General features: G+C 38.2%; 25 protein-coding genes. 3 read left to right on the top strand and 22 right to left on the bottom strand.

The window, feature by feature from the left end; all coding sequences use genetic code 11:
• Positions 1–5 precede the first annotated feature (5 nt).
• From CA265_18875 to CA265_18815, 13 genes are all read right to left on the bottom strand, one after another.
• The gene (locus CA265_18875; protein ID ARS41607.1) at positions 6–1346 is read right to left on the bottom strand and encodes a hypothetical protein; all 1341 of its coding nucleotides are present in this window, start codon (positions 1344–1346) and stop codon (positions 6–8) included.
• A gap of 99 nt (positions 1347–1445) precedes the next feature.
• Positions 1446–1820 carry a hypothetical protein gene (locus CA265_18870; protein ARS41606.1) on the bottom strand — a complete coding sequence of 125 codons (375 nt, stop codon included), beginning with the start codon at positions 1818–1820 and terminating at the stop codon, positions 1446–1448.
• Positions 1821–1864: 44 nt separating this feature from the next.
• The gene (locus tag CA265_18865) at positions 1865–2440 is read right to left on the bottom strand and encodes a hypothetical protein (GenBank protein ARS41605.1); all 576 of its coding nucleotides are present in this window, start codon (positions 2438–2440) and stop codon (positions 1865–1867) included.
• A 379-nt stretch (positions 2441–2819) separates the two neighbouring features.
• Positions 2820–3806, bottom strand: coding sequence for an alpha-ketoacid dehydrogenase subunit beta (locus tag CA265_18860; GenBank protein ARS41604.1), 987 nt, complete (start codon positions 3804–3806; stop codon positions 2820–2822).
• A 337-nt stretch (positions 3807–4143) separates the two neighbouring features.
• The gene (locus tag CA265_18855) at positions 4144–4593 is read right to left on the bottom strand and encodes a hypothetical protein (GenBank protein ID ARS41603.1); all 450 of its coding nucleotides are present in this window, start codon (positions 4591–4593) and stop codon (positions 4144–4146) included.
• On the bottom strand, positions 4593–4793 hold the full coding sequence (locus CA265_18850) for a hypothetical protein (GenBank protein ID ARS41602.1): 201 nt from the start codon (positions 4791–4793) through the stop codon (positions 4593–4595). The genes CA265_18855 and CA265_18850 overlap by 1 nt, the downstream gene beginning before the upstream one ends.
• A gap of 29 nt (positions 4794–4822) precedes the next feature.
• Entirely contained in the window at positions 4823–5380 is a 558-nt protein-coding gene (locus tag CA265_18845) for a GNAT family N-acetyltransferase (GenBank protein ID ARS41601.1), read from the bottom strand.
• Between the two features lie 2 nt (positions 5381–5382).
• Complete coding sequence (locus CA265_18840; protein ARS41600.1) at positions 5383–5823, bottom strand: transposase; 441 nt, start codon at positions 5821–5823, stop codon at positions 5383–5385.
• A gap of 135 nt (positions 5824–5958) precedes the next feature.
• Complete coding sequence (locus CA265_18835) at positions 5959–8814, bottom strand: ATP-dependent nuclease subunit B (protein ARS43056.1); 2856 nt, start codon at positions 8812–8814, stop codon at positions 5959–5961.
• A 7-nt stretch (positions 8815–8821) separates the two neighbouring features.
• On the bottom strand, positions 8822–12040 hold the full coding sequence (locus CA265_18830) for a DNA helicase UvrD (GenBank protein ARS41599.1): 3219 nt from the start codon (positions 12038–12040) through the stop codon (positions 8822–8824).
• Between the two features lie 104 nt (positions 12041–12144).
• On the bottom strand, positions 12145–12660 hold the full coding sequence (locus tag CA265_18825) for a hypothetical protein (GenBank protein ARS41598.1): 516 nt from the start codon (positions 12658–12660) through the stop codon (positions 12145–12147).
• 122 nt (positions 12661–12782) lie between these two features.
• Positions 12783–13577: a tRNA threonylcarbamoyladenosine dehydratase gene (locus CA265_18820; protein ARS41597.1), complete on the bottom strand. Its 795-nt coding sequence runs from the start codon at positions 13575–13577 to the stop codon at positions 12783–12785.
• Positions 13578–13624: 47 nt separating this feature from the next.
• Positions 13625–14281 carry a hydrolase TatD gene (locus CA265_18815; GenBank protein ARS41596.1) on the bottom strand — a complete coding sequence of 219 codons (657 nt, stop codon included), beginning with the start codon at positions 14279–14281 and terminating at the stop codon, positions 13625–13627.
• A 216-nt stretch (positions 14282–14497) separates the two neighbouring features.
• On the opposite strand from CA265_18815, the gene CA265_18810 reads away from it, so the two are divergent.
• Positions 14498–15031 carry a thioredoxin family protein gene (locus CA265_18810; protein ID ARS41595.1) on the top strand — a complete coding sequence of 178 codons (534 nt, stop codon included), beginning with the start codon at positions 14498–14500 and terminating at the stop codon, positions 15029–15031.
• Positions 15032–15126: 95 nt separating this feature from the next.
• Here the strand turns inward: CA265_18810 and CA265_18805 are convergent, their stop codons facing one another.
• The 7 genes from CA265_18805 to CA265_18775 all read right to left on the bottom strand — a co-directional run bounded on the left by CA265_18805 (position 15127) and on the right by CA265_18775 (position 20971).
• Complete coding sequence (locus CA265_18805; GenBank protein ARS41594.1) at positions 15127–15336, bottom strand: hypothetical protein; 210 nt, start codon at positions 15334–15336, stop codon at positions 15127–15129.
• 188 nt (positions 15337–15524) lie between these two features.
• The gene (locus tag CA265_18800; protein ID ARS43055.1) at positions 15525–17225 is read right to left on the bottom strand and encodes a glycoside hydrolase family 3; all 1701 of its coding nucleotides are present in this window, start codon (positions 17223–17225) and stop codon (positions 15525–15527) included.
• Between the two features lie 137 nt (positions 17226–17362).
• On the bottom strand, positions 17363–17956 hold the full coding sequence (locus tag CA265_18795) for a nicotinic acid mononucleotide adenylyltransferase (protein ARS41593.1): 594 nt from the start codon (positions 17954–17956) through the stop codon (positions 17363–17365).
• A 31-nt stretch (positions 17957–17987) separates the two neighbouring features.
• Complete coding sequence (locus tag CA265_18790; GenBank protein ARS41592.1) at positions 17988–18356, bottom strand: four helix bundle protein; 369 nt, start codon at positions 18354–18356, stop codon at positions 17988–17990.
• Positions 18357–18424: 68 nt separating this feature from the next.
• Positions 18425–18991, bottom strand: coding sequence for a guanylate kinase (locus CA265_18785; protein ID ARS41591.1), 567 nt, complete (start codon positions 18989–18991; stop codon positions 18425–18427).
• Between the two features lie 58 nt (positions 18992–19049).
• The gene (locus CA265_18780) at positions 19050–19913 is read right to left on the bottom strand and encodes a YicC family protein (protein ARS41590.1); all 864 of its coding nucleotides are present in this window, start codon (positions 19911–19913) and stop codon (positions 19050–19052) included.
• A 326-nt stretch (positions 19914–20239) separates the two neighbouring features.
• Positions 20240–20971 (bottom strand): hypothetical protein, encoded by a 732-nt coding sequence (locus tag CA265_18775; protein ARS41589.1) that lies wholly within the window; start codon positions 20969–20971, stop codon positions 20240–20242.
• A gap of 253 nt (positions 20972–21224) precedes the next feature.
• Between CA265_18775 and CA265_18770 the strand changes: the two genes are divergently transcribed.
• Entirely contained in the window at positions 21225–21902 is a 678-nt protein-coding gene (locus tag CA265_18770; protein ARS41588.1) for a hypothetical protein, read from the top strand.
• Positions 21903–21909: 7 nt separating this feature from the next.
• A complete protein-coding gene (locus tag CA265_18765; protein ID ARS41587.1) occupies positions 21910–22620 on the top strand; it encodes a hypothetical protein in 711 nt (236 codons plus the stop codon).
• A 155-nt stretch (positions 22621–22775) separates the two neighbouring features.
• Here CA265_18765 and CA265_18760 read toward each other — a convergent pair whose 3' ends face one another.
• The gene (locus CA265_18760; protein ARS41586.1) at positions 22776–23504 is read right to left on the bottom strand and encodes a ribonuclease III; all 729 of its coding nucleotides are present in this window, start codon (positions 23502–23504) and stop codon (positions 22776–22778) included.
• Positions 23505–23599: 95 nt separating this feature from the next.
• Positions 23600–24853 (bottom strand): beta-ketoacyl-[acyl-carrier-protein] synthase II, encoded by a 1254-nt coding sequence (locus CA265_18755; protein ID ARS41585.1) that lies wholly within the window; start codon positions 24851–24853, stop codon positions 23600–23602.
• Between the last annotated feature and the right edge of the window lie 14 nt (positions 24854–24867).

Raw genomic sequence — 24867 nt, 5'->3', positions numbered from 1 at the left:
ATTCATCAGCGTTCGATCATTTTTCCATTTATGATCAGCCAGTTGTTAGGGAAAAGTTTTATAAGTCTCTGCTTTTCAGCCGCTGTAATCTTTCCGGTGAGTTCTAATCTTCTAATTTGAATTTTACCTAGTTCATCAGGAATTGCTATATCTTTTGTGAACTTGATCCTCAATGTGCCTATGCTTTTTAATGTATAGAGTTCTTTTGGAATTTCGCTAATGTTGCTCATTGAAAGATCGTCGGCACTGGTTTTATTGCCGAAAACAGAAGTTTCGGATGGTGCACTGTCTTTATTAACTATTGCCCAGCTCATCTCCGGTTTCATAGTGAAATCTTTGTTGTTTTGGGATAAACCGATAAATCCAGCCCAGATTTCCATATTGTGCTTTGTGTGGCGTACTGCGTCTTCCAGAATAAAAGGGACTTTTACAATTTCAGAAGCCAGATTGTTTACGCTGGTAATTGGTTTTAAACCTGTTTTGTTTCCTTCTTTGGTATAAGGAAAGAACTTTACAATCCAGCCGTCGATTGTATTTACCGTTCCATATTTCTTTTCGGTATGGTATTTTACCATGTTCATCCAGAAATCTTTATTTACTTTTCCTTTTTTTGCCGCTATAATTTCTTCGATAATCGGGATAAGTTCGTTTGTCCACCATTCTAATTTATACTGAGACAGGTATTTTGTTTTCTCCAGTAATTTCTTCCAATCCTGAGTGGTGCCTTCAATGGTAATTTTCGGGATCCCACAGCCAGTGATAATCACTTTAAATTCGAAATAAGATTTTACGGTTTCCATAATCGTAACCTGGCTCACCACTTTCGAGGTGGGCGTGGTCGTGCTAAAATCGGAGGTTAAAACACCTACCAATTTTTTACCGGTATAATCGTTAATCTGCTCGTTAAACTGTGGGAAAATTGAAGCCCAATCTGATTTGGGATTACCAAGCACAATTTTGTCTGAAACAACGGTTAAAGTTTTCTTGCCTTCAAAGCCCACCATCTGTGGCCTGAGCTCTTCCGCATTTTGAGTGATATGCCGGGCAAAACCCTGACTAATCAGCAACCAAAAAATATCAGGGGAAATAACAAATGGCCTATGATCGATATAAGAATTTAAAATGCCCGTTAAAAAAGGATGTTCTCCATAATAAACTAAACTATCGGGCAAATTTTCTACATTTTTTTCAAGATCTGCCTTAAGCGTTTTAAGTATTTCCTGATTAGGAACAACAGGAATCAGCTTGACTGGTTTCGAAAGTGTTTCAATTTCTACAACTGTTGCTTTTTGGCAAAATGATTTGGCAGAGATAAAGAGAAGTAGGAGTAAAAGTATTTTTTTCATCAGGCTAACGTTTTTTAGAATGGTTTACTAGACTGATGCTTTTTTGAGCTGCTTTCCATAATCCACACATCATCTACCCGGATGAAAATACCAGAAGCGTTATGATTTCTTCTTTTTGACTTTCTCCAAATCTCTTTCTGCTTTAAACCTGGTGATTCTGGTAATCAGATCTAGCGGCAAAGGTTTATCTAAAGGAAACTGTACAGCTCCCTTGCTCCATTTATACTGTGCAAACTCTTCTTTAAATGCCTCTATTCCTGAGCCGGTTGGATAAAAGCCGATGTGTTTAGCATAACCTGCAAAATAAACCAATACGGTGTTCCGTTTGAAGGCGGGCATCCCATAACTGATTACTTCTTTGGCTTCTGGTACGGCCTGGTGGATCGTTTCGCGGATTTGCTGTAGCAACTTTTGTGTTTCTACCGGGAAATTGGCAATATACTGGTCAATGTTTTCTGGTTTGGGCTGTTCCATGGTCTGTAATTTTGTAAGCTGAATTTACAAAATTTCTTAAAAACCTATTCACTGATCTGGATATCGTATTTGTGCAATAGCCCGGCAAGCCCGGATTTTGAAAATCTTGCCTTTTTGATCCTGTTATTGTCCGGATCGATGGAGTAATGATAAGCTGTTCTAAAATCGGCCTTTTCGAGGATAGTCCTGTCGAAAGTTGCGTTTAATAAATCACAGTTGTCGAAAGTTGAATTAGCTAAATCGCTTTCTGAAAAGTCGACTTCATGTAATTGTGAATTTTTGAAATCCATTTTCTTTAGTTTTAGTTTGTAGAAGGAAGAATGATCCAGTTTACAATTGCCAAAAGAAAATGCCAGTCCAAAATCGTTACAGTTTTCGAACCTTAAGCCCAGCATTTTGCAATCCTGGAAGTTTACATCAATAAATGAGGTTTTGGTAAGGCTTGCCAGACTTAAATTACAAGAGATAAATTCGCAGTCTAAAAATTTTACACCACTTAAATCAGCGCTGGAAAAATCACAGTTAGTGAATTTACAGTTTTCGTATTCTGCTTTTGGGAGTGCCCGTAAGGTAAAATCGGCTTTTTCGAATATTTGGTCGGCTATGTAATTATCAGGCATGAATATAGATTCTTTATGCCACGAATATAAAAATTATCTGAAGGTTTTTGGTTTGAGCAGGAAACTGAATTAGGTTTCTTGTATAGGCTTGGGTTAACTAAACCCGACAGGAATGAAAATACTTTTTGATGTTGATTGCTGCAGAAGATTGCTTCGTCATTCCTGCCGGCAATAACAATAAATGGAGCTGGTAATCGGCCAAAAAGATTGCAATGGATAGCGGGGCTGCTGAAACCGAAGAATTGCTGACATTGATTTTCAAATATTTGCCACGGAAACACGGAGGGCACGGAAATGGAGGAATAAAAAAATCCCCCAAATTCCTTTGGGGGATTTATATCTTTTGGTCTTTGCCTAAGCTTAGACTAATAATTTGTAATTACTTTTTAACGTACATTACCTCTTTTACCGCTTTAACTACGCGCTCAGCATTTGGTAAGCTTGCTGCGATTAAAGTTGGAGAGTATGGAAGTGGTACATCGGCACAAGTGATACGTAAAACTGGTGCATCTAAATAATCGAATGCATGTTTTTGAACCATGAAGGCAATTTCTCCAGAAAGAGATGCCAAAGGCCAGGCCTCTTCTACCACAACCAAACGGTTGGTTTTCTTAACAGAAGCGATAATGGTATCGTAATCGATAGGACGTACAGTACGTAAATCGATCACTTCAACATTAATTCCTTCTTTCGTTAATTCTTCTACAGCCGGGTTTACAACGCGTGTTAACATTTTACCGAAAGTAACAATAGTTACATCGGTACCTTGTTTGGTTACGTTTGCTTTTCCTAATTCGATATAGTACTCTTCAGCAGGAACATCGCCTTTATCGCCGTACATTACCTCAGACTCCATGAAAATAACCGGATCCTGATCTATAATTGATTGTTTTAATAATCCTTTTGCATCGTAAGGAGTAGCTGGTACTACCACTTTTAATCCTGGTGTATTTGCAAACCAGTTTTCGAAGTTTTGAGAGTGTTGTGCACCTAACTGACCTGCGTTACCTGTTGGGCCACGGAAAACCATTGGGCAGGAGAACTGACCACCGCTCATTGATAAAATTTTAGCAGCACCGTTGATAATCTGATCGATAGCTACTAATGAGAAGTTAAAGGTCATGAATTCCACAATTGGAATAAGGCCTGCTGTTGCTGCACCAGTTGCAATACCTGCGAAACCTAATTCGGCAATCGGGGTATCGATAATGCGTTTCGCACCAAACTCGTCAAGCATGCCCTGACTTACTTTGTACGCACCGTTATATTCTGCTACTTCTTCACCTAATAAAAAAACGCGGTCATCTTTACGCATTTCTTCGCTCATGGCTTCGCGTAGTGCTTCTCTAAATTGGATTTCTCTCATTGTAAATTTTAATAACGGTGGCAAATATAATTATTAATCGCTTTGAAACCAAAGGCTATAATGCCTATGTTTTGTAATAATTATAGGTAATCTGACTAATTATTTGATGTTTTTTAAGCTGTATTTTTTGTTTATCTGTCGAAGTGGGAAATAATATTGGGTAATTGTGTTTTTGATAAGCTTATTGTATTAAAGCTTAAGCTTTTTCCGAAATATCTTCTCCAAAATGGATATGATTACCGTAGTTGTCTAAAATAGAAATCTGATAGGCTATCAACACCTATTTTTAACTTCCAGTTTAGTGCGACGAGAAAGAGTGCTGTAGCTTTATTCATTCTTATAGGTTTTCTAAATCATTAATGTCTTTTGCTCTAGCAGAAGACTTTTTAGCTAGTAAGAGATCATGATAATTTATAGTTCTTATTTTTAATCCATCTTCTTCAAAGAAAACTGAATTCGGATAACATTCTTCAAAACTTAGTCCTTTTACCAGGATCATTAAATCGATTGATATTGGCGGTCTTCCAAAACTAAAGACTTCCCAATCTGGATGATGAAGGAAATTTTCTTTTGTCATATCGAAAACTGGCATGCCGAATTGAAAAAAAGCATTGAATATCTTTCTATAATTTTCCGCAGTTCTCTCCACCCAAATATCCATATCTCCAGTCGTTCTGGAATATCCATGAAGAATTACCGAATATCCACCAACTAGAATATATTTTACATCATGATTATTTAGCGCCTGAATAAATTCCCGGAAATCATCATTGAAAATATTTCCCATTATCTTCTACTTCGAACAGAAAATACAGATTTATCCATTTTGGGAGGGTCATTTTCTGGATAGTTAAAAGCTACACTATTTAAATAGTTTGCAATTCTTAAACGCTCTTGCCACGATAGGTTTTTATAATAAATCCGATCGGCTTTACTGGCTTCTTTTGCAGTTTGTGCATTAAATGCTGTTCTATCTAAACGGTACATACTCAAATATAAAAAATGTTTAGCTGGATTTAATGATTTGGGTTTAATAATCCATAAATCTCACTATCGAGAAACTGGCCCCTGAAATAATAATCTTGCTTAAAATGTGCTTCTTTTACAAAACCATGTTTGATCAGCATTTGCCTGGAAGCATCATTTCCTACGTTAATATTAGCACTGATGGTGTGTAGGTTAACATCTTCAAATCCAAATGCAATTGATTTTTTCAGTGCTTCTGAAATAATTCCTTTTCGCCAGTAATCGGGATGAAGCATGTAACCAATTTCGGCCCTATGGTTTGCAAAATCGGTGCGCCAATAACCTACGGACCCTATCATTTGTTTAGGATTTTCTTTTAAGGCAATTACCCAGGCCAGGTTATCGCCATTTTCGTAGCCATTTCTGAAACGGGAAATAAAATCTTTGATCTCAAAAATATCTTTGGGCCTTTCCCTATCAATGTATTTCATTACATTTTCGTTGGTACGCATGGCAAAAAGGGTTTCGGCATCAGCAAGATCGTGTTCGCGTAGAATTAAACGCTCGGTTTCGAGAACCGGGAATTTTGTGAAATTTAAGGTAAGCATTTTTAAAGATCTTCTTTTTCTAAGGTAAATCCATACTTCTCTGCAAATTCTTTGACTTCAGATTCAAAAGATTTTTTGGCATGATGAATTTCTTGATTTTTAATATAATTGGTCACTGCTTGCAAACCAGATTCGCTAACGGATACAGCAAAATAATCATCCTGCCACATAAAAGGTATGTCTGTTAGCATATTTTTGTTGATCCAAAATGAGGATTCTCCTTTTATGAGCTGCGCTATTTTTGCAATTGTTTGCTCTCTTCCCAGAGATATCAGGCAGTGCATGTGTTCGGTGTATCCATTAATTGCCTGTAGGAAAATAGATTTTTCTCTACAATTATCCATAATGTGTTTTTGAACTTTATAGCGGATGTTTTTTGTTAAATAGGGATGTCGGTTTTTAGTTGAGAACACAAGGTGAACCCAAATTCTTACATACGACATAATTGATGATTTGATTAATCTAAATATAAGGAATTTTTGCAGTCTGTTAAAACAGACTGCGAGGAAATACAAATTTGCCGATAACTAAAATTTACGCTATTCATTGCAATTGGCTTCAGCCAACTGCAATGAATATTATTTTCCAAACAAAGTTTTATAAATAGAATATTTGTAATTATCCTCAACAGCGCTGGCTACAAAATAAGGTGCTTCAAAAAGTTCGGTTAACTTTTTTCTTAACTCAGCAAGAAATTCCGGCTTTATTTCTTCCAGATAAGCTCCTGATAGATTTTGCCTGCCAGACTTAAACCAAACGCCATCTACGCTCATGGTTTTCACTACATATAAATTGGGCTCTACAAAAGTTCTGCCCGAGAATTGTTCATATGCATAGGTGTATAATAAAGTCTGGATTAAAGCTTTGTTGATGTGTTTTCCATCAGAATTGAATAATTCCGGGATATCTTTAAAAGTCAGCTTATCGCTTCCGGTTTTATAGTCGATTATTTTGGTCACCCCATCTTTTACATCAACACGATCGATATAACCAAAAATTTTAACACTGGCTTCTTTTCCATTTAACGGAAAGCTGATTTCGGCCTCTACTTTTTGCTCCAGGCTAATGATGGTAAATGGCGTTTGTGCCGCATCCTGGTTTAAAATGATATTCACATAAGCATCAACAATGGATAAAATCACCTTTTGCATGCCTTTATACTCCATCACCTTATCGGGATTGTTGAACATTACGGCATTAAAAGCTTTCTGTATCAACGATGGGACTTTTTCCCGTTTTTCTTTAATGCGGTCTGCAGTAATTTCAGCAGACTTCAGATCCTGATAAAAATACTCCATCACTTTGTGCAGAATCGAGCCAATTTCATTGGCTTCAACTACAGCACTTACTTCCTTAGGTTCTTTAATCCCGGCAATGTAATTGAAGAAAAAATCTATCGGATTGGAGATGTATTGTGTAAGCGCAGAAGGTGAAAGCACTTTCTTTTTATCAAGGTATTTTTGAAGGGTTTCCTGAATAAAAGCGTTATTTGTTTTTTCGATACGCACTTCTTTAAAGGCTTCTGTTTTTACCTCGAGATTAAGCTCATTGTAGGTGAAATCGAAACCGCTTTCGTATTCCAGCTGCTTTAAAATCCTGCTGGCCTCGCCTGAAGTAGATTCGTCGGTCAAACTGTTATAAACAAAGTTGATATTCTTTGCCCTTTGCATCAGGCGGTAAACCATATAGGATGAAATGGCATCGAGGTTTTCAAGGACCGGAAGGCCATAAACACGGCGGATAGAATCGGGAATAAAACTGTTACCGATGGATGATTTAGGGATAATGCCTTCATTGAAGCCTAAAATCACCACCTTATCAAAGTTTAAGTTTCGGGTTTCGAGCAGTCCCATTACCTGGATGCCGTTTAAAGGATCACCTGAAAGCGGAACGGCAATGGCTTGCAATGATTTTTGAACCAAATAAATCACAAAAGGAATTTCTTCTTTGCCAATATGGTTACTAAAAGTATCGTGCAATCTGTTTAATTCCTGAATGGTTTTTACGAAAAGTTCGGCATCGATTTTTTTTAGTGTTTTCGCATTCGATAATCTCGTTAACACATAATCCAGAACATCCAATAAATTGGTTACCACATGTTGCGGATCGTCGATTTTTTTATAGAAAGCTTCAAATAATCCACTTTGACGCAGTAGGCGTTTATGGTCGATCTCCACTTCATTTTCTTCGAGTAATGCGGTTAAAATTTTATCGCGCATTTTCTGCGTCAGACCGGTTAAGGGGTGGGTTAAAAACGCCTCGACATTTTTGTAGGTTACCTTATCGCGTTGTAAAATTTCCAACTGACTGCCCAACCATAAATCAACCAAGCCAAAAATACTGGAGGTTGACAGGGCAAAACCCATAGTAACATTCAGGTCGATTTCTGTTCCGTTAAATGTTGTTGGAATAGTCTGTAAAGTTGGAATCAACAAACTTTCATCTGCCAAAACCACCACCGTTTTTCCAACTGTTTCGGCATTTGTATAATCTTCTTCTAAAATATTGTTTAAGATTTTGGCCTGTGCCGATTGCCCCTGCACTTTGAAAACATTCACCTGGTGCGCAGCTGTTTTCATTAAACTTTCCTGCTCTGCAAATACATTTTTTAGGCCAAGCTGGTTGATGTTTTTCCGTAAGAACAAACCTGCTTCCTGCGATACATCGTCTAAATAATAAGTATCCGCATCAAAATAAAACAAAGCTTTATCGGCATCTTGAAGCTGGGTGAATATTTTAGCCTCGGCACTGCTTAAGGCATTAAAACCAACAAAAATGATCTTACCCTGATCAAAATTCGAAATAAATTCCTGGTGATTGGTAATGTCGTCGGCCAGGTGGCGGTAAACAGAGCCATTGGTTAAATATCCCTGTTCTTTAAGCGTTGCATGGAATTTATGATAAAGTTTGGGCATCCTGCGCCACATCTTGATGAATAATTCCTGCTGTTTTTTATGTTTTCCTTCGGAATAGGAGGTCCAAAATTGTGAAAGGAACTCATATTGCTCTGGGCTTAAATAATCGAAATCTTTATTAATGACTGATATATCTTCCAGATCACGGTATAATTTTCCTGCATCAACCAGATCGGCATCAATCTGATTAAAATCACTTAAGATAATTTTGGCCAGTGGAAAAAACTTATGGCTCGAGATGCTTTCTAATTGTTCTTCGGCAAGCAGTTGGTTGTAAATCCCGTGTAAAGTGAAAAACTGGAGGTAAAAATCGGCTATTTTATAACTGGTAGAGTTGGCAAAAAATTCCTGAATGGTAAAAAATGATGGACTGAAAAAGGGTTTGCCGATGATATCAGCAAAGTGTTTCTGCAAATAAGCCGATGGCCGTTTATTGTTAAAAACAATAGCACAGTTTTCCAGCTGGTTTCCAAATCTGGTCACTAAATCTTCGGCAACTTCCTGTAAAAATGGTTTCATCTGCATATTATACTAATTTCAATTTACCCTTAACTGCGTAGAAAAGATAGGTTTTGATATTTTGATAACCCATTTCGGAAAGTAATACCCTGTAATTGTTCACCTGTTCGATATGTTTGTCGCTTTCTTCCAAAGTAAATTTATAGTCCAGAATAATTACTTCATCAGCATTAATCAGCACCCTGTCTGGACGGTGGAGTTTTCCGTGGGCATCAATAATATTTTTTTCTACGATGCTTTCACTTGCTTTACCTAAAATGATTTGAAGTTCGGGATTGTTTAATACTTCCAATGCCGAATCGATTAATTTCTGCTTTTCTTCTTCTTTGATAATGCCCTGTAGAACCAGATTGGTGCTATAATCATTTACCTCCTTTTCGGTACTGGCACTGGCCAAAATATCGTGCAATAGCGAGCCTTTTCTGCCTGATTTTTCAATATTGACCAAATGTTTTAAGTGTTTGTCTTCTGAGGGAATATAAAGCTCTGATAAGCGGGTTGTAGTAGGGTAACTTTTTAAGTTGATAAAATTGAATTCCTCAACTTTACTTTCAACAATTACATCATCTACAATTTCATATACCCCATTTTCATCAAACTGCTCATCAAAAGTAAAGTTGATCACATCGCCCATGTTGGATAATTTCAATTCCTTTTTGGCCATCGTGGCGATGTACAAATAATCCTTTGAGCGTGTGGTAGCCACATAAAGCATATTCAGGGCATCCATATTGTTATAAAGTAATTCCTCGTAATATGCTTTTGCAATTGCCGAATCGGCCAATGCCTCGTTGTATTTCAATGGAATGCCCTTGAGTTCTTTATAGACGGTTTCTTCTGAAGATACCCAAAAAGTGCCATTCGGTTTTCCTTTAATCTCCCAATTGCAAAATGGCACAAAAACCGCCCTAAAGGCCAGTCCTTTAGATTTATGTATGGTGATGATCTGTATCGCATCAGCACCTTCGGGCGAGGGTAGTGATTTTTTGATGCCGTCTTCTTCCCACCAGGTTAAAAAGGAAATAATGCCTTTTTCGCCAAGCTTGCCTGCTGACGCGGTTAAATCTCTAAAAGCCAGCAGATAGGGTAAATTGGCGGTCAGATTTTTTAAACCATAACTTTCAATTAAAATTTCTACGAGCTCGGGCAGCGGGAGCTGTAACCAGCTTTGCCAGTTCTCGCACAAGGCTACGGGTAAAACTGCTGTTAGGGTATTTAAAGGCTTATTGTTAAGATTCAGATAATGATTGGCATTGATCTCTTTATCGTGCAGCGAATGGTACAGTGCAATACAATTGGCTTTATATAATGCCGTTTGTGTTTCTAAACCAATCAGCACTTTTAAGGTATTAATGATGAGCTGTATGGCCGAGTTGTTCGAAATCAACAAAGCATCGCCCGATAAAACCGGTAAGTTATGCCCCATTAATTTTTTAACGGTTAGTAAGGCTTCACTATTCGAACGAACCAGAATGGCAATGTCTTTTAGGGCATACTGCTGTTCGTTTTTGAGGTGGTTTATTTCTTCAACAATATCGTCGAGGGCAATATCCCTGAAAACGGTTTCAGTAAAACGCGCTTCGTTAGGTGCATGATCTTTCCCAAACTTCTTAATTTTGATGGTGCCGCCCTTTAAAGTATTGGTGGCAAAATTTTGGGTCGAACCGCCATAAATATCGGTTATAATCTGCTGATAATGTTGCTCATGCCACCATTTAGAGATGCTATCAGGTTTCGTAGCCAGATTTTCATTCAGCTCATTCTGCAGGGTTAGTGGAATAGCTTTATAAAGGAAATTGTTGAAAGTGATAATATTCTCGGCACTTCTGTAGTTCTCTTCTAGACTTTCTTCCAATACATTTTCTGCGCCGACGTCTAATTTGGCATGTTTATGCAGGATGTTCCAATCGCCATTACGCCAGCGGTAAATAGATTGTTTGGTATCGCCAACAATCAGGTGATCGATTAAATCCTGACTCGGCGTAGCCATCGCATTGGTTAATAGTGATTTAAAACTTCCCCATTGGCTGGTAGAGGTGTCCTGAAATTCGTCGAACAAAAAGTTGCGGTAACGATTGCCCACTTTTTCCCAGATGAAGGAAGGGTTGTCGCCTGCATCTTCGGTAATCCCTGAAATCAGTTTCTGTGCATCGCTGATGAGGAGGTTGTCATTTTCAGCCCGATATTCTTTCAATAACACGGCAATTTCCTGCATCAACCTTAAATAGTAAAGGTTTTTATTAAAAGCGATGGCCAGGCTGTAATTGGGTAAATGGGCTAAATAATGTGCTTTTAATTTCTGGAGAATCGGATTTACGGTGTCGTAAGCTTCAGGGAAATTTGTGTTTTTTTGAAACCACTCCTCAGGTTCATCAATTAAATTAAACAGCGGTTCTATTTTAGAAAAATCGCCTCTGGCAACAAAAATAATCTTAGCCAGCGGACTACGCGATTTCCCTTTGAGGTGTTCGGTTTCTACGCCGATTACATTCAGGGCTTCGTTGGCTTCGGTAGCTAGTGCAATCAGTTCCTCTTCAAAATTTTTGATTTCGGCTTTAGTAACACTGATATATTTTTTGAATAATTCATCGATGTTTTCCAATCCGAGTGTACTTACCGCATCTTCGAAAATCTGGAAGCGCTCAGAAAATATTTCTCCGATCAGGTTATAAAGTTCGAATTTATAGTTCCAGCTTTTGTTGTCGCTGATGCGCTCGATAGCCAGATCGATGATCCATTGTAAAAGTTGTTTGTTGTGGTCTAAAGCTTCGTCGAGTTTATTCACGAGGTCATCTTTCACCTTATCATAATTCATTTCTAAATTATAATCGGCATTGAGTCCCAGCTCGAAAGCAAAACCACGAATTACTTTTTGCACAAAACCATCAATTGTACTTACCGAAAAGCGGCTGTAATCGTGCAAAATTTTGCGGTAAATCTTATCGGCTTTAAACTGTAATTCCTGTTGACTTACTGTAGGGTAAGCCTGTAAAATCAGTTTCCGATAATCGTCGATTTTTTTAGATGGATTGCCTTTCGCCAGTCCGAGCAGTACCTCGAGAATCCTCGTTTTCATTTCTTCGGTGGCCTTGTTTGTAAAGGTTACCGCTAAAATTTCGCGGTACTTATTGTCTCCACTAAAAAGCAGCGTGAGGTAATGTGCCGTAAGACTGAACGTTTTACCGGAACCTGCAGAGGCCTGAAGAATTTTGAGGGGTTGGGGCATAATGTTTTCTTTATTCCTCCGATGTAAATCGAGAGGTACCAGTAGGGCAGGGTGGTTTTAATTTATAATATTGAGTTGTTTTTATCGGAACTTTCAGGGGGGTATCAAGGAGGAATAATCCCATACTCTGCAATAATATATTTTTCTAAACCCATGATTACAAAATCCATTTGTTTCATTACATCATCAACTGAGATGCGGTATACTTTTAAACCCAAAGAAATTAAATAGTCTTCTCTTAGTTTATCATAAGCCTGTTTATCATCATGGCTACATCCATCAATTTCAATGACTAAGCCAAGCTTTTTGATATAAAAATCAACTATATAATTACCTATTATGCGCTGTCTGTCAAAATCAATTTTATGAAAGCGTTTTTTGGTTATTTGCATCCAAAATAATACTTCTGGCAAATTTCCAGCTTGGCGAAGTGCTTTTGCCCTTTCTTTTAACCGGGGTTGATAAGGCAAATTTGTAATTGGTGTTAGCTTTAAAGTTGTTCCGTTAATTATGATATCTTTTTGCAAAATGTTTTTTAACACCCCGTCCTTCGGACACCCCTCTGGGAGAGGGGAATTCTGGGCGCCTAAGCTGGCATGGGGGTTAGTTTTCTGTTGCATTTTTAAGTTGGGTTATTCCCCTCCTTTGGAGGGGTGCCCGCAGGGCGGGGTGGTTTAATCTTACCCTAACTTACAACAATTTAAAATTTTCGCGAAATCATGATATCAACAATTCATGAGGATCAGACTTTTTTGCTTTTCCGTTTATTGAGCGTTTTATGGCTAATTCTTGCAGGGCGTTCGGCCATTTCGATTGGAAGGCCAAGCAGATCGCGGATTACAACCGAAGCACAGGCCCCGCCAAATGCTGCGGGCAGATAAGAAACGGTGCCATAAGCCGAACGCTTGAAATTACTCCCATCAGTCATGATCATCGAGTTTTTATCCATTTCCTCTGTGGAGAAAACAGCTTTTATTTTTGCTGCATTGGCAAGTTTATTCAGCCTTTTGCGTACATAACTGGCAAAAACACATTGATAGGTATCAGGAAGCAGGGTAATTCTTAATCTGGTGGGGTCCATTTTACCACCAGCACCCATTGAGCTTACAATAGGAATATTCTTTTCCAGTGCCGTTCCTAACAAAGTGATTTTGGGCATTACACTGTCGATGCAATCCATGATGTAATCGAAATCAGACTCTAAAATTTCCCTGCATTTTTCCGGCGTAAGAAAAGTGTTTACCACATGGAGTTTTAATTCGGGGTTAATGGCCAGTAAACGCTCTTGCATAATTGCAGCTTTGCTTACACCATGATTGGTTGCCAAAGCTGGTAGTTGCCTGTTCCGGTTGGTCGGGTCAACTACATCACCGTCTACAATAGTCATTTCGCCAACGCCTGAGCGGCAGATAAATTCGGCTGCAAAAGAACCTACTCCACCTAAACCAATTACCAGAACGTGTTTCGATTGTAGTTTTTCTATTCCATCATTTCCTACAAGGAGGGCAGAGCGCGAAAGCCAGGTAACATCAGACATAATTTTTGTAATTGACTGTATTCTTCGACAGGCTCAGAATGACAAGTTTATATTAAATTGAATTTTTTCCAGTAGGTAAAAATACGAGCTTTAAGTTCATCAACACTACATTTTTTTAAAATGGCTGCGGCCTGGTAAATTTCTGCAATCGATATATCCGCATCGTCTGTTTCCAGGAAAAAATTATCGGTACTTTGAATGAGTTTTGCCGCACCCGAGCTTTCTTTCAACGCAGCCAAACCAAATGAAAGTAAAAATCCTTTATCCAATAATTGCTGGCCAAGTTTTTCATTTTTATTAAAACCATGGATGATCATTGGTACTTTAACTTTCAACCGGTCTTTAATCGCAATCAGTTCAGAAAAGCATTTCACGCAATGCAGAATCAACGGTTTGTTAATCTTTTCAGCCAATTCTATCTGCTTTTCTAGGATTATTGTCTGATTTCCCAGGTTTTCACCTCTTAAGCGATCTAAACCACATTCGCCGATCTGTTTAACATTCGGTTGATTGGCCACAACCGTTAAATATTTCATTTGAAGCTGCAGGTGATCAATTTTGGCAAACCATGGATGTAAGCCTACCGAAATCGGTTTTGTTTTAGGCATCGCTAAAAAGATATCGTCAGTTAACGACAGGCTTTGAATGCTGGTTACCCCTGCTTGGGTAGCAGTTTTATGGGTATGTATGTCTAAAAAATCCATTGCAGGGCAAAGATATGCAAAAATGGAAGATGGGGCATGGAAGATGGAAAATGTAAAAAATACTTATTGAACTAAATCTTCGTTCCAAATCACTTTCCATTCTACGGACTACGGACTATGAATCTCACATTTTCCATGTCTCTGTAAAGAATTCGCGAATAATTTATTGTAAGATTATACTTTATTACTTTTACTTAATTATTATTCAGAAAAATCATGAAAAGATTAGTCATTTTATTAACGGCTGTATTTCTTTCGACTGCAGCTTTTAGTCAGGCGAAAAAAGAAGGCGTTCATATCTATAACCCACAAGCCGATGCCAAAGCCGAAATTGCTGCTGCGGTTGGAAAGGCAGCTAAAGAAAATAAACATGTTTTGCTTCAGGTTGGTGGGAACTGGTGTAGCTGGTGTATTGCATTCCACAATCTGGTTGACAGCACAGCAACGCTAAAAAAATACATTAACGACAATTTTGAAACTGTTCTGGTTAATTACAGTCCTGAAAATAAAAACGAAAGTGTTTTAGCCAGTTTAGGATATCCTCAACGTTTTGGCTTTCCGGTATTTTTAATCCTTGATGGTAAAGGCAAAGTGTTACACATTGAAAATTCTTCTTATTTAGAAACCGAAGAAGTTGGCGCTAACGGTAAAAAGAAAGTTGGACATGATGTAAAGAAAATTACCTCTTTTTTAAAAGGATGGACAACCACTGCAGTTAATCCCGAAACTTACAAGTCGAAGGCCAAGTAAAGGTTTAAGGTATAAAGTTGTAAGGTTTAGGGAGAAAACCGGGCAACTTAAAAAATAAAAAGCCGTCCTGATTTTACATCGGGACGGCTTTCTTTTTAATCATCTAGATCATCTTCTTCCACTTCATCATCAAGGTTTAACTCGTAAGAAGCCCTAGATGCTTCATCGGCTTGCTCCAGCAGATCTTTGTCGTGTTCAATGCTGGTATCATCACCATTAATTTCATTGATATTTTCTACATCATCCTCTCTGCGTAAAGCATCATTAGGATCGTTTGAATAATTGTCATCTTCCGGGTCTATCATAACATTAAGATTTTATAATTAGATAATCGTTTTGAGCAAAGAATTGTTTTGAAAAAAGGTAAAAGCTGAAAGACTAAAGTAATAGATTGATTATTTCAGAGAAAAAATTATAGAAATAAAAAAATGCCGGAAGATTTAATCATCCGACATCTGATTCTTTGTATTCTTCGTGCCTATGTGGTCAATAACTAAAGCCCGTCGCCGAATTTATAAAACGGAGCCACGCTTACGGGTAACTTGCCAGTAGGTGTCAATCTGTTGTTAATCACTGCAGCAGCCGAAATCTGCATGTAATCTTCTTTTTGATAAGCAACAACCAAACCTTTACTGTTTTCTAAACCAGCTAAGCCGGCCAGATTATATGGATTAGCAAACAACGCAAAAACAGCATTTTTTGCTGATAACTCTTTAATAAAGTTTTTTACGCCTGCATTGAGCGGGATATTGTTTGCTGGTCTTGCGCGGCTATCGTGAATGCCCACAATCACCTGGTCAAATGCAGCGATTTCGCGGGCAATGTTCGAAATTTGTGTTGCATTGGCATCTTTATCCAGCACATAATAAACAGAGTTATAATAACCTTTCGAAATCTCTTTCTGGAAAGTAGTTACCGAGGGTACGCCGATACTGATAATGGCTGTTCTTCTGATTGGAATAAGACGTTTGATATAATCTTTACCTTTTAGCAGGGTTACTGACGCATTGGCCAACTCCTGCACCAAAGCATTACTTGCGTTGCGGTTTACGGCAGCAACAACACCCTGGGTTACAATGGTATCGCGTTTAGCCAAACCTGCCCAATATTTTGCAGTTAATATTTTACGCACGCTTTGGTCGATCTCGGCCATGCTTACACGATCCTGTCTCACCGCTTTACGCACCAGTTTAATCGCCCTATCGCTATTTTCCGAAAGTTCTATGATATCGTTGCCTGCAATAATACCCATCAGATCCGCTTCGCCATCTTTAAAGTATTTTACCACACCTTTCATGTCCATCGCATCCGAGATGATCAAGCCTTTAAAGCCTAATTTCTGTTTTAAAATGCCTGTAACAATCGGCTTGGAAAGGGTAGAGGGTAAATTTGGCGTATTATCTAAAGATGGGATGTTCATGTGTGCAATCATCACGCCAGAAGCCCCTTGTTTAATCAGCTCTTTGAAAGGATACATTTCTAAAGTATCCAAACGTGTAGCAGAGAAAGTAAGCTGGGGTAAATCGTAATGCGAGTCTACATCAGTATCGCCATGACCAGGAAAGTGCTTCAAGGTGGTTAATAAACCGCCATCTTGCATGCCTTTCATATAAGCGGCAACCTTGGTCGCCACATTGTATTTATTTTCGCCAAAAGAGCGGTAATTAATAACCGGATTTTTAGGGTTATTATTGATGTCGGCATCGGGTGCTAAGTTCATCTGCATACCCATGCGTTTGTAATCTTTGGCTACTTCCAAGCCCATTTTATACAACAGCTCTTTATTTTGGATTGCGCCAAGGGTCATTTGATAAGGAAAGGAAATTGTGCTGTCCAGGCGCATGCCCAAACCCCATTCACCATCATTGGCTACGATTAAGGGTACCCTGCTTAATTTTTGATAGGCATTAGTGGCTAAAACCTGCCGGCCGGGGCCTCCCTGAAAAAAGATTACTCCACCCAATTGTTCTTTTTTAATGACCTGACCAACTGAGTCGGTATATTTTTTACCCAGATTGGTATGTGCCCGAACAAAGAACATCTGCGCAATACGTTCTCTACGGTTAAGTTTGTTAAAAACCGAATCGACCCATTTCGGTTGATTGGCCAATAATTCTAAATAGGTTTTCTGTTGTGCGCTTGCCGAAAATGCAGTGCCACAAAGGGCAATAAGTATAAATAAGTTTTTTCTCACGTGTTTTGTTGTATCAGCTGCCGCTAAATTAATAATCAAAAAGCGAATTAAACAAAAACCAATCCATTAATTGATTTAATCTAATAGGTTGTAAGTCTGTTGCTTTTACCGGCAGTAATTTAGGTTGTTAATGTGTGTTATTTGTACATTCCTTTGCCTTCGATAAAATCGATCACTTTATCAGGCAGGAAAAACTGAACATTCTTTTTCTCTTTAATGGCTTTACGGATAAAGGTTGAAGAAATTTCCATTAAAGGGGTTTTGGTAAAAGTGATGGAAGGATGATTTTCCCATTCGCTTACATTTGCCTCTGGTCGGGGGTAAACGTAAATCTGGTAGTTTTTTAAAAGCACCTCGTAGTTTTTCCATTTTTTAAATGATACCAGGTTATCAGCGCCCATAATCAATACAAATTCCTTTTCAGGATATTTTTCATGTAAGTAGGTAAGGGTATCGATGGTGTATGATGGTTGAGGTAGGGAAAACTCGATATCGCTCACACGGATATGTTCTGCATTTTCTGTAGCCAGTTTGGCCATTTCCAAACGGTCGTACATGTTGGTTAAACCACTTTTGTCTTTTAAGGGATTATGTGGTGAAACCACCAACCATACTTCATCAAGCTCAGTATGGTTAGCCATGTAATTGGCAATAATTAAATGCCCGGTATGGATGGGGTTGTATGAACCAAAGAAAAGACCGGTTTTCAGTTTACAGTTGGCAGTTGACATTTTTCAGTTCGCTACATTAATTGATGAACAGTTAAGCAACACCATACTTCTCAGGATTATTGATCATGTGATTTAGCAGTTTCCCAACTTCGTCGCTTTGTAATGTTAATTTTTCGTATTGTTCTTCAGCAATATATTTACATTCGAATGCGAACTTTAGCCAGCCCTTGGTTTCACTATTTTCCATGTCACTATCCGAAAGTTTACTGATGAAGTGCGCTTTATATCTACGTTTTCGGTAGGCTTCTACTAAACAAATATTTGTAGATCGGGATGATCTTCTTATCTGATCAGTTAGCGAATAGGTTTCAGCCTTCGGAAAGGTCTTACTGATTTCAAAAATATCCATGGCCAATTCAAATGACTTTTTATAAACTAATAAATCAGAAAAATCGCCCATAAATTGATTTATATTTATTCGATTAACTCCTTATACATCCAAAACTGAAAATTGGAAACTATAAACTGCTAACTCTTCAAAAAATCCCCCACCAACTGCTCTGCTTCTGCACAAGCTGTAGCCAGATCGTAATTTTTTAAAATCACATCAAACTTATCTGCATAAAGCAGTTCTTTTTCAGCTTTAATAAAACGTTCCTGTAATTTCTCAGGACTATCTGTACCACGGCCGCTTAAACGTTCTTTTAAAACATCTAAGGATGGTGGCTGAACGAAAATAGCCAGCGCATCTTCCTCATATTTTCTTTTCAAACGGATACCGCCTTCTACATCAATATCGAAAATAACGTGTTTGCCATCATTCCAGATGCGTTCTATTTCTGAACGTAAAGTGCCATAAAAAGTTCCGTTATAAACTTCTTCAAACTCCACAAATTCCTGGCGGGCTACTTTGTGCAAAAATTCTTCTTTACTAATAAAATAGTAATCGTTTTCATGTGTTTCAGCGCCTCTCAATTCGCGGGTTGTCGCAGAAATAGAAAAGCTCAGCTCAGGAAATTTCGTTAATAAATGATGTACTATAGTGGTTTTACCTGCCCCTGATGGTGCTGAAAATATGATTAATTTGCCTTGCATTTTTAAAATTTTTGCGATTGGCGTCTGGCGTTAAGCGCTTATCGCTCTCCGCCTAACACTACAACACATTCAATAACTGTTCTTTTATCTTTTCTAATTCTTCTTTCATACCTACAACAAATTGTTGCATTTGGGCATCGTTTGCTTTAGCACCCATGGTATTAATCTCTCTTCCGATTTCCTGAGAAATGAAACCCATTTTTTTGCCGTTTGCTTCTTTGCTTGCTAAAGTTTGCAAGAAATAATCGCAATGGCTTTTTAAACGTGTTTTTTCTTCAGTAATGTCTATTTTATCAATGTAATAAATCAGTTCCTGTTCAAAACGGTTCTGATCGATATTTACTTTACCTACCGCATCGTCCAAAAACTGAGTAAATTTATCACGGATAGCGGTAATTCTTTTAGGCTCTAATTCTTCAACAGATTTGAAATAAGAAAGGATATTTTTAATTCTCAGCTCTAAATCAGCCTTTAACACAGCACCTTCATCTTCTCTGAATTTATTGAAATTGGCCAAAGCTGAAGTGAAAATCTGGAATAAATGGTTCCACTCATCTTCACTCACACTTTCTTCCTTGTAACTGATGACATCAGGAAAAGTTAAGGCAGTTTGCAATAAATTGCTGCTTCCGGCACTTAATTCGTCATTAACGGCAATAAGTTGTTTATAATAATGGCTTAATAATGCAGTATTGATGGTCGCACCTGTAACCTCACCATTGGTACGTTCTACATTGATGCTTAAACTCACCTTTCCGCGCTCGATGTCTTTGCTGCAAATGTTGCGCAGAATCAACTCTTTATCAGAAAAAGCTTTAGGATATTTTAAATTCAGCTCCAGGAATTTACTGTTGAGCGATTTGATTTCGACACTATACTTTGCATTTGCATAATCGGCTGTTGCTAAGCCGTATCCTGTCATGGATTTTATCATGCGCAAAGATAGGGTTTTCAGCCGAAAGGAGAAATAATAATGGATTGGGTGTTAGGATTATGGAAGTTGGTCGTTTAAAAAAATGATTGTTCGAATTTGGAAAACCAGCGTTCAGCATTTCTTCGGGGATTGCAGCCCCGCTTTCATTACAAGTCCTCTCCCGATGAAAATCGGGATGCGGGCTTTTCATTCCAATCGGGTTTAGGTACAAAGCAGAATTGGTTTTGGCTCTGGTCTGTTACCTGCAAAGTACAAATCAGCGTATTTAAATCTGATGGGACTGGGCTTTTATTCCTGATAAATGAAATATAATCCTACTTTTCCAGCATGTTCAAAATAGCATTAAATGTTTTTTGCTTCAGTTCTTCAATATCTTCGGCAACCAGGCCTTTCACTTCAACGGCTTCCCCAAATACTGTTTTAATTAATCCAGGATTTAATAATAATGGATCTGTTCTGGGTAAATGCGCCCTGCTGTTCAATATGGCGAAGGGTAAAACAGGGGTTTGGGTTTCTATCGCTAAACGAAATGCGCCATCATAAAAAGCATTTAAAGGTTGATCAGATTTATTCATCGTTCCTTCCGGAAAAATCAATATGGATTGACCATCAGCCAGATCTTTCCTTAGCTCGGCTACAGAATGGTCCCGGCTTTCTCTGCTGCTTCGGTCAATCACCACCACTAAACGTTTGTAAATCCATCCAAATACGGGTATTTTAAGCATTTCAATCTTCCCCAGCGGACTAAAGGCCTGTGGAATGCAGATCACAATGGCTACGGCATCTAAAAAGGAACTGTGGTTACCTACATAGATATAAGCCCGCGAAGTGTTAATTTTTTTACCTCCAGCAGAAAACCATAGAAAGGTTAAAAGACTAAAAGTCCATGCCCAGCATTTTAAAAAATAGAAGGAAATTTTTCTTCCTGTTTTCTCCTTAAAAATACCTGTACTAATTAGGATAAAAGGGCAAACAATAAGCATGAGTACGAAAAATACAATTGCCGAATAGAGTAAATAAAATCCGCCAAATAGTTTTCTCATCATTATTAACGTTTATTTAACAGTTTGCAAGGTTAACAAGTGTTAATTTTACAAAAATATTGGTAGATAGGAAAGCATTTTCCTTCATTAAGGAAGATAAATTCGTTTTCTGGCCAGGATGTAACAATTAGGCAGAAAACAAACAACAAAACCAATCTGCTGTTAAAATAGAAACCAATCTGCGCTACCCGATCATTTAACTGGCCATTTTAACGCAATGAAGCATTTGAAAATTATTCTTCTACTGATCATCTTCATGCAGGGCTTAAAAATCAAAGCGCAGGATTTTGTGCTGAAAGGGGTAATAATTGAAAAAGGTTCGAATGTGCGGATTGCTTTGGCTGGTATTACCAATATGCGCAGTAAAATGGGCGCAAGCAGTAATGATATTGGGATGTTCCAGTTAAGTGTAAGAATTGGCGATACGCTGTTCATTCAAAAAAGAAACCTGAATGAGCAAAAAATAGTAGTTAAATCAGATGATGACCTGGTTATTTATCTGGTTAGAGGAAGCACAATGTTAGAAGAGGTTACGGTTAAAGGCCAGACCAAAAAGCAGGAAATGGAAAGCATAAAAAGAGACCTGAAAAGAAATGGTTCATTTTATGCAGGTAAACCACCATTAATCTTGTTAAACCCTTTTGGTGGGAGTCCGTTAACATTTTTTTATGAGCTTTTCGGAAAAACACCGGCAAGAGCGCGTAATTTTAACCGTTATTATCAAAAGGAGCTAAGTTTAATCGAGGTGGATAAATTTTTTAATAAAAGTTTAGTCTCGAAAAATACCACCTTAACAGGGAAAGCGCTCGACAAATTTCTGCTCGACTATTACCCAAGCAGTAGCATGGTTAGTAACTGGAACAATTACGATGCTGTTAAATACATCAAAGAATCGGCTAAAAAATATACTGATACTTTGAAACACACAAATTAAAACATAAATGAAAAACTTTAAATTTACCTTCATACTCTTCGTTCTCACCGCAATTGGCTTTGTCGCTAAAGCACAGGATTTTATTATTAAAGGCGTGGTCATCGAGAAAGGCTCAAACGTTAGGATTGCATTATCACAAATTACCAACCTGCGTACCGGTATAGGGGTGGGGAGTAATGATATTGGTATGTTTCAGTTAAAAGCCAGACTTGGCGATACACTTCTGGTCATTAAAAGAGACCTGGTCGATCAGCGCATAGTGGTTACCAGTGAGAAGGATCTGGTTGTTTATCTTGTTCGCGGAAGTACTACATTAGCCGATGTAACCATTAGGGGAAATACGAAACAACAAGACCTCGACGATATTAAAAGAGAGTTTAAAAACAAGGGCGTATACAATGGAGGTAAAACTTCATTTCTATCAGCGGTATTCAGTCCGTTAAATGCGTTGTATAACCTATTTGGCAAAGATCCTAAAAATGCAAGGCGGTTTGGCCGGTATGCTGATAATGAAATTAAACAATCGCAAATCGATGTCTACTTCAACCAAAGCATCATTAAAAACAATACCGAATTAAGAGGCGATACCTTAGAAAAATACATGTTAAACTGTCGCCCTGAATTTGATAAAGCGCAATACTGGAACAGCTACGATTACATTAAATACATTAAAGAATCTTCAAAGAAATTTACGGATACACTGGGAAAGGGGAAATAGGTTTGAGTCCGGAGTCAGTTTGAAGTGATGGGTTTTGGGGGTATAAAATAAGTCCGAAGTCGGAGGTCTGAAGGGTTTAGCCCCGAGTTGAGCATTTAGCGTTAGTAGTTTTAACCCACCTGTACAATTAACCAATTATACAGTTAACCAATCTTCTATATACTCAACGCTTCGCAAGCTTTTTCTGCTGCTAATTTTTCTGCGTTTTTCTTGTTGTAATCTCTGCCGGTACCATATTTTTCACCTTCAACAATTGCGCTAATGGTAAATAACTTGGCACTTTCACCTTCACTGTTTTCGGCCAGTTCGAACATAACATCTTTGCCGTGGCGCTGGCACCACTCAATCAATTTACTTTTGAAATTGGTTTCAGTAAGTTCCAGGGTATGAATATCGATATGTGGTTTTACAATTCTGCGCAATAAAAACTCTTTGGTAAAATTGTACCCCTTATCCATATAAATGGCGCCTACAATAGCCTCAAAAGCATCGCCGAGCATCGAATTGTGTTTGGTTTGTATGCTAACCGAACGCTGGTCAAACTGAATGAGCTTATCAAAACCAATTTTCTTTGCCAACTGGTTTAAATTAGCCCGGTTCACAATTTTCGAGCGCATTTCGGTTAAAAAACCTTCTTCTTTGTAGGGGTAATGTTTAAAAAGCAGCTCTGCTATCACCGAACCTAAAACAGCATCGCCTAAAAATTCTAAGCGTTCATTGCTGCTCCTGCTTCCATTTTTTAAAACTTTCGCTACAGAACGATGTCTGAACGCCATTTTATAGAGCGTAACATTGCCTGGAACAAAGCCTAAAATGTTTTTCAGCTTTTTAACAAACTCCTTTTCAGGAGAGAGATAAAGTTTATATAATTTTAATATCGGCATTAAATAAATAACACAATTAACGGCTAATTAGCATATTTAACTAAGTTATCTATTTTTAATTAGCATACAAAATTATATAGCAGGGCTGTTTTAAATTAATCTTCGTATTTCTTAAAAATAACGGAAGCGTTATGGCCGCCAAAACCGAATGTATTACTTAAAGCAGCTCTAACGGTACGTTTTTGTGCTTTGTTAAAAGTAAAATTCAATTTAGGGTCAAATGCAGGATCGTCTGTAAAGTGATTGATCGTTGGAGGAACAATATCATTTTTAACAGAAAGAATGGCTGCAATAGCCTCAATAGCTCCGGCTGCACCCAAAAGGTGGCCAGTCATCGATTTGGTTGAGCTGATGTTTAAACGATAAGCATCTTCACCAAATAATGTACCAATGGCTTTGGTTTCACTAATATCACCCAGTGGGGTAGAAGTACCGTGTACATTGATATAATCTATATCAGCAGTTGTTAAACCAGCATCTTTTAGTGCATTGGTCATTACCATTCTAGCGCCCAAACCTTCAGGATGTGGTGCTGTGATGTGATTAGCATCGGCACTCATTCCACCGCCAACAAGCTCTGCATAAATTTTTGCACCTCTTGCTTTTGCATGTTCAAGTTCTTCTAAAATAATCGTCCCAGCACCTTCACCAGCTACGAAACCATCACGGTCTTTATCAAAAGGGCGTGACGCCGTTGCCGGATCTTCGTTACGCGTTGATAATGCATGCATGGCATTAAAACCACCCATACCTGCTTCGTTAATGATGGCTTCAGAACCGCCACTGATAATTACATCAGCCATACCCAAACGGATATAGTTAAATGCATCAATCATGGCATTGGTTGAAGAGGCACATGCCGAAACAGTTGCAAAATTTGGCCCACGTAAGCCGTATTTGATCGAGATATGCCCAGGAGCAATATCAATAATCATTTTAGGGATAAAAAATGGATTGTATCTTGGCGTACCATCTCCCTTGGCGAAATTCGAAATTTCATCCAGGAAAGTTTTCAATCCACCTATGCCTGCACCCCAGATTACACCGATCCGGTTGGTATCTAATTTTTCAAAATCAAAACCACCATCCTTCACAGCCTCATCTGTTGCCACAAGAGCATATTGTACAAACGGATCTAGCTTGCGGGCTTCTTTTTTCTCCAGAAAGTCTTCCGGATTAAAATTTTTAACCTCGCATGCGAATTTGGTCTTGAACTTTTCAGTATCAAAACCCTTAATAGGAGCAGCGCCACTCACCCCGTTAGTCAATCCTTCCCAAAAATCGGGAACATTATTGCCTATAGGAGTGAGCGCACCCAACCCTGTTACTACTACTCTTTTTAATTCCATTTATACTGAAAAAG

This window comes from Sphingobacteriaceae bacterium GW460-11-11-14-LB5 (assembly GCA_002151545.1).
Classification (GTDB): Bacteria; Bacteroidota; Bacteroidia; order Sphingobacteriales; family Sphingobacteriaceae; genus Pedobacter.
This window is presented reverse-complemented; position numbering and strand designations above follow the sequence as displayed.

Coding starts and splice junctions, on each gene's coding strand:
- CA265_18855 (ARS41603.1), bottom strand. CDS start 4,593: ATGGGAAATATTTTCAATGATGATTTCCGGGAATTTATTCAGGCGCTA.
- CA265_18810 (ARS41595.1), top strand. CDS start 14,498: ATGAAAAGATTAGTCATTTTATTAACGGCTGTATTTCTTTCGACTGCA.
- CA265_18790 (ARS41592.1), bottom strand. CDS start 18,356: ATGGGCGATTTTTCTGATTTATTAGTTTATAAAAAGTCATTTGAATTG.
- CA265_18795 (ARS41593.1), bottom strand. CDS start 17,956: ATGTCAACTGCCAACTGTAAACTGAAAACCGGTCTTTTCTTTGGTTCA.
- CA265_18755 (ARS41585.1), bottom strand. CDS start 24,853: ATGGAATTAAAAAGAGTAGTAGTAACAGGGTTGGGTGCGCTCACTCCT.
- CA265_18785 (ARS41591.1), bottom strand. CDS start 18,991: ATGCAAGGCAAATTAATCATATTTTCAGCACCATCAGGGGCAGGTAAA.
- CA265_18805 (ARS41594.1), bottom strand. CDS start 15,336: ATGATAGACCCGGAAGATGACAATTATTCAAACGATCCTAATGATGCT.
- CA265_18860 (ARS41604.1), bottom strand. CDS start 3,806: ATGAGAGAAATCCAATTTAGAGAAGCACTACGCGAAGCCATGAGCGAA.
- CA265_18865 (ARS41605.1), bottom strand. CDS start 2,440: ATGCCTGATAATTACATAGCCGACCAAATATTCGAAAAAGCCGATTTT.
- CA265_18775 (ARS41589.1), bottom strand. CDS start 20,971: ATGATGAGAAAACTATTTGGCGGATTTTATTTACTCTATTCGGCAATT.
- CA265_18830 (ARS41599.1), bottom strand. CDS start 12,040: ATGCCCCAACCCCTCAAAATTCTTCAGGCCTCTGCAGGTTCCGGTAAA.
- CA265_18845 (ARS41601.1), bottom strand. CDS start 5,380: ATGCTTACCTTAAATTTCACAAAATTCCCGGTTCTCGAAACCGAGCGT.
- CA265_18765 (ARS41587.1), top strand. CDS start 21,910: ATGAAAAACTTTAAATTTACCTTCATACTCTTCGTTCTCACCGCAATT.
- CA265_18850 (ARS41602.1), bottom strand. CDS start 4,793: ATGTACCGTTTAGATAGAACAGCATTTAATGCACAAACTGCAAAAGAA.
- CA265_18870 (ARS41606.1), bottom strand. CDS start 1,820: ATGGAACAGCCCAAACCAGAAAACATTGACCAGTATATTGCCAATTTC.
- CA265_18840 (ARS41600.1), bottom strand. CDS start 5,823: ATGTCGTATGTAAGAATTTGGGTTCACCTTGTGTTCTCAACTAAAAAC.
- CA265_18820 (ARS41597.1), bottom strand. CDS start 13,577: ATGTCTGATGTTACCTGGCTTTCGCGCTCTGCCCTCCTTGTAGGAAAT.
- CA265_18780 (ARS41590.1), bottom strand. CDS start 19,913: ATGACAGGATACGGCTTAGCAACAGCCGATTATGCAAATGCAAAGTAT.
- CA265_18760 (ARS41586.1), bottom strand. CDS start 23,504: ATGCCGATATTAAAATTATATAAACTTTATCTCTCTCCTGAAAAGGAG.
- CA265_18875 (ARS41607.1), bottom strand. CDS start 1,346: ATGAAAAAAATACTTTTACTCCTACTTCTCTTTATCTCTGCCAAATCA.
- CA265_18815 (ARS41596.1), bottom strand. CDS start 14,281: ATGGATTTTTTAGACATACATACCCATAAAACTGCTACCCAAGCAGGG.
- CA265_18770 (ARS41588.1), top strand. CDS start 21,225: ATGCAGGGCTTAAAAATCAAAGCGCAGGATTTTGTGCTGAAAGGGGTA.
- CA265_18825 (ARS41598.1), bottom strand. CDS start 12,660: ATGCAACAGAAAACTAACCCCCATGCCAGCTTAGGCGCCCAGAATTCC.
- CA265_18835 (ARS43056.1), bottom strand. CDS start 8,814: ATGAAACCATTTTTACAGGAAGTTGCCGAAGATTTAGTGACCAGATTT.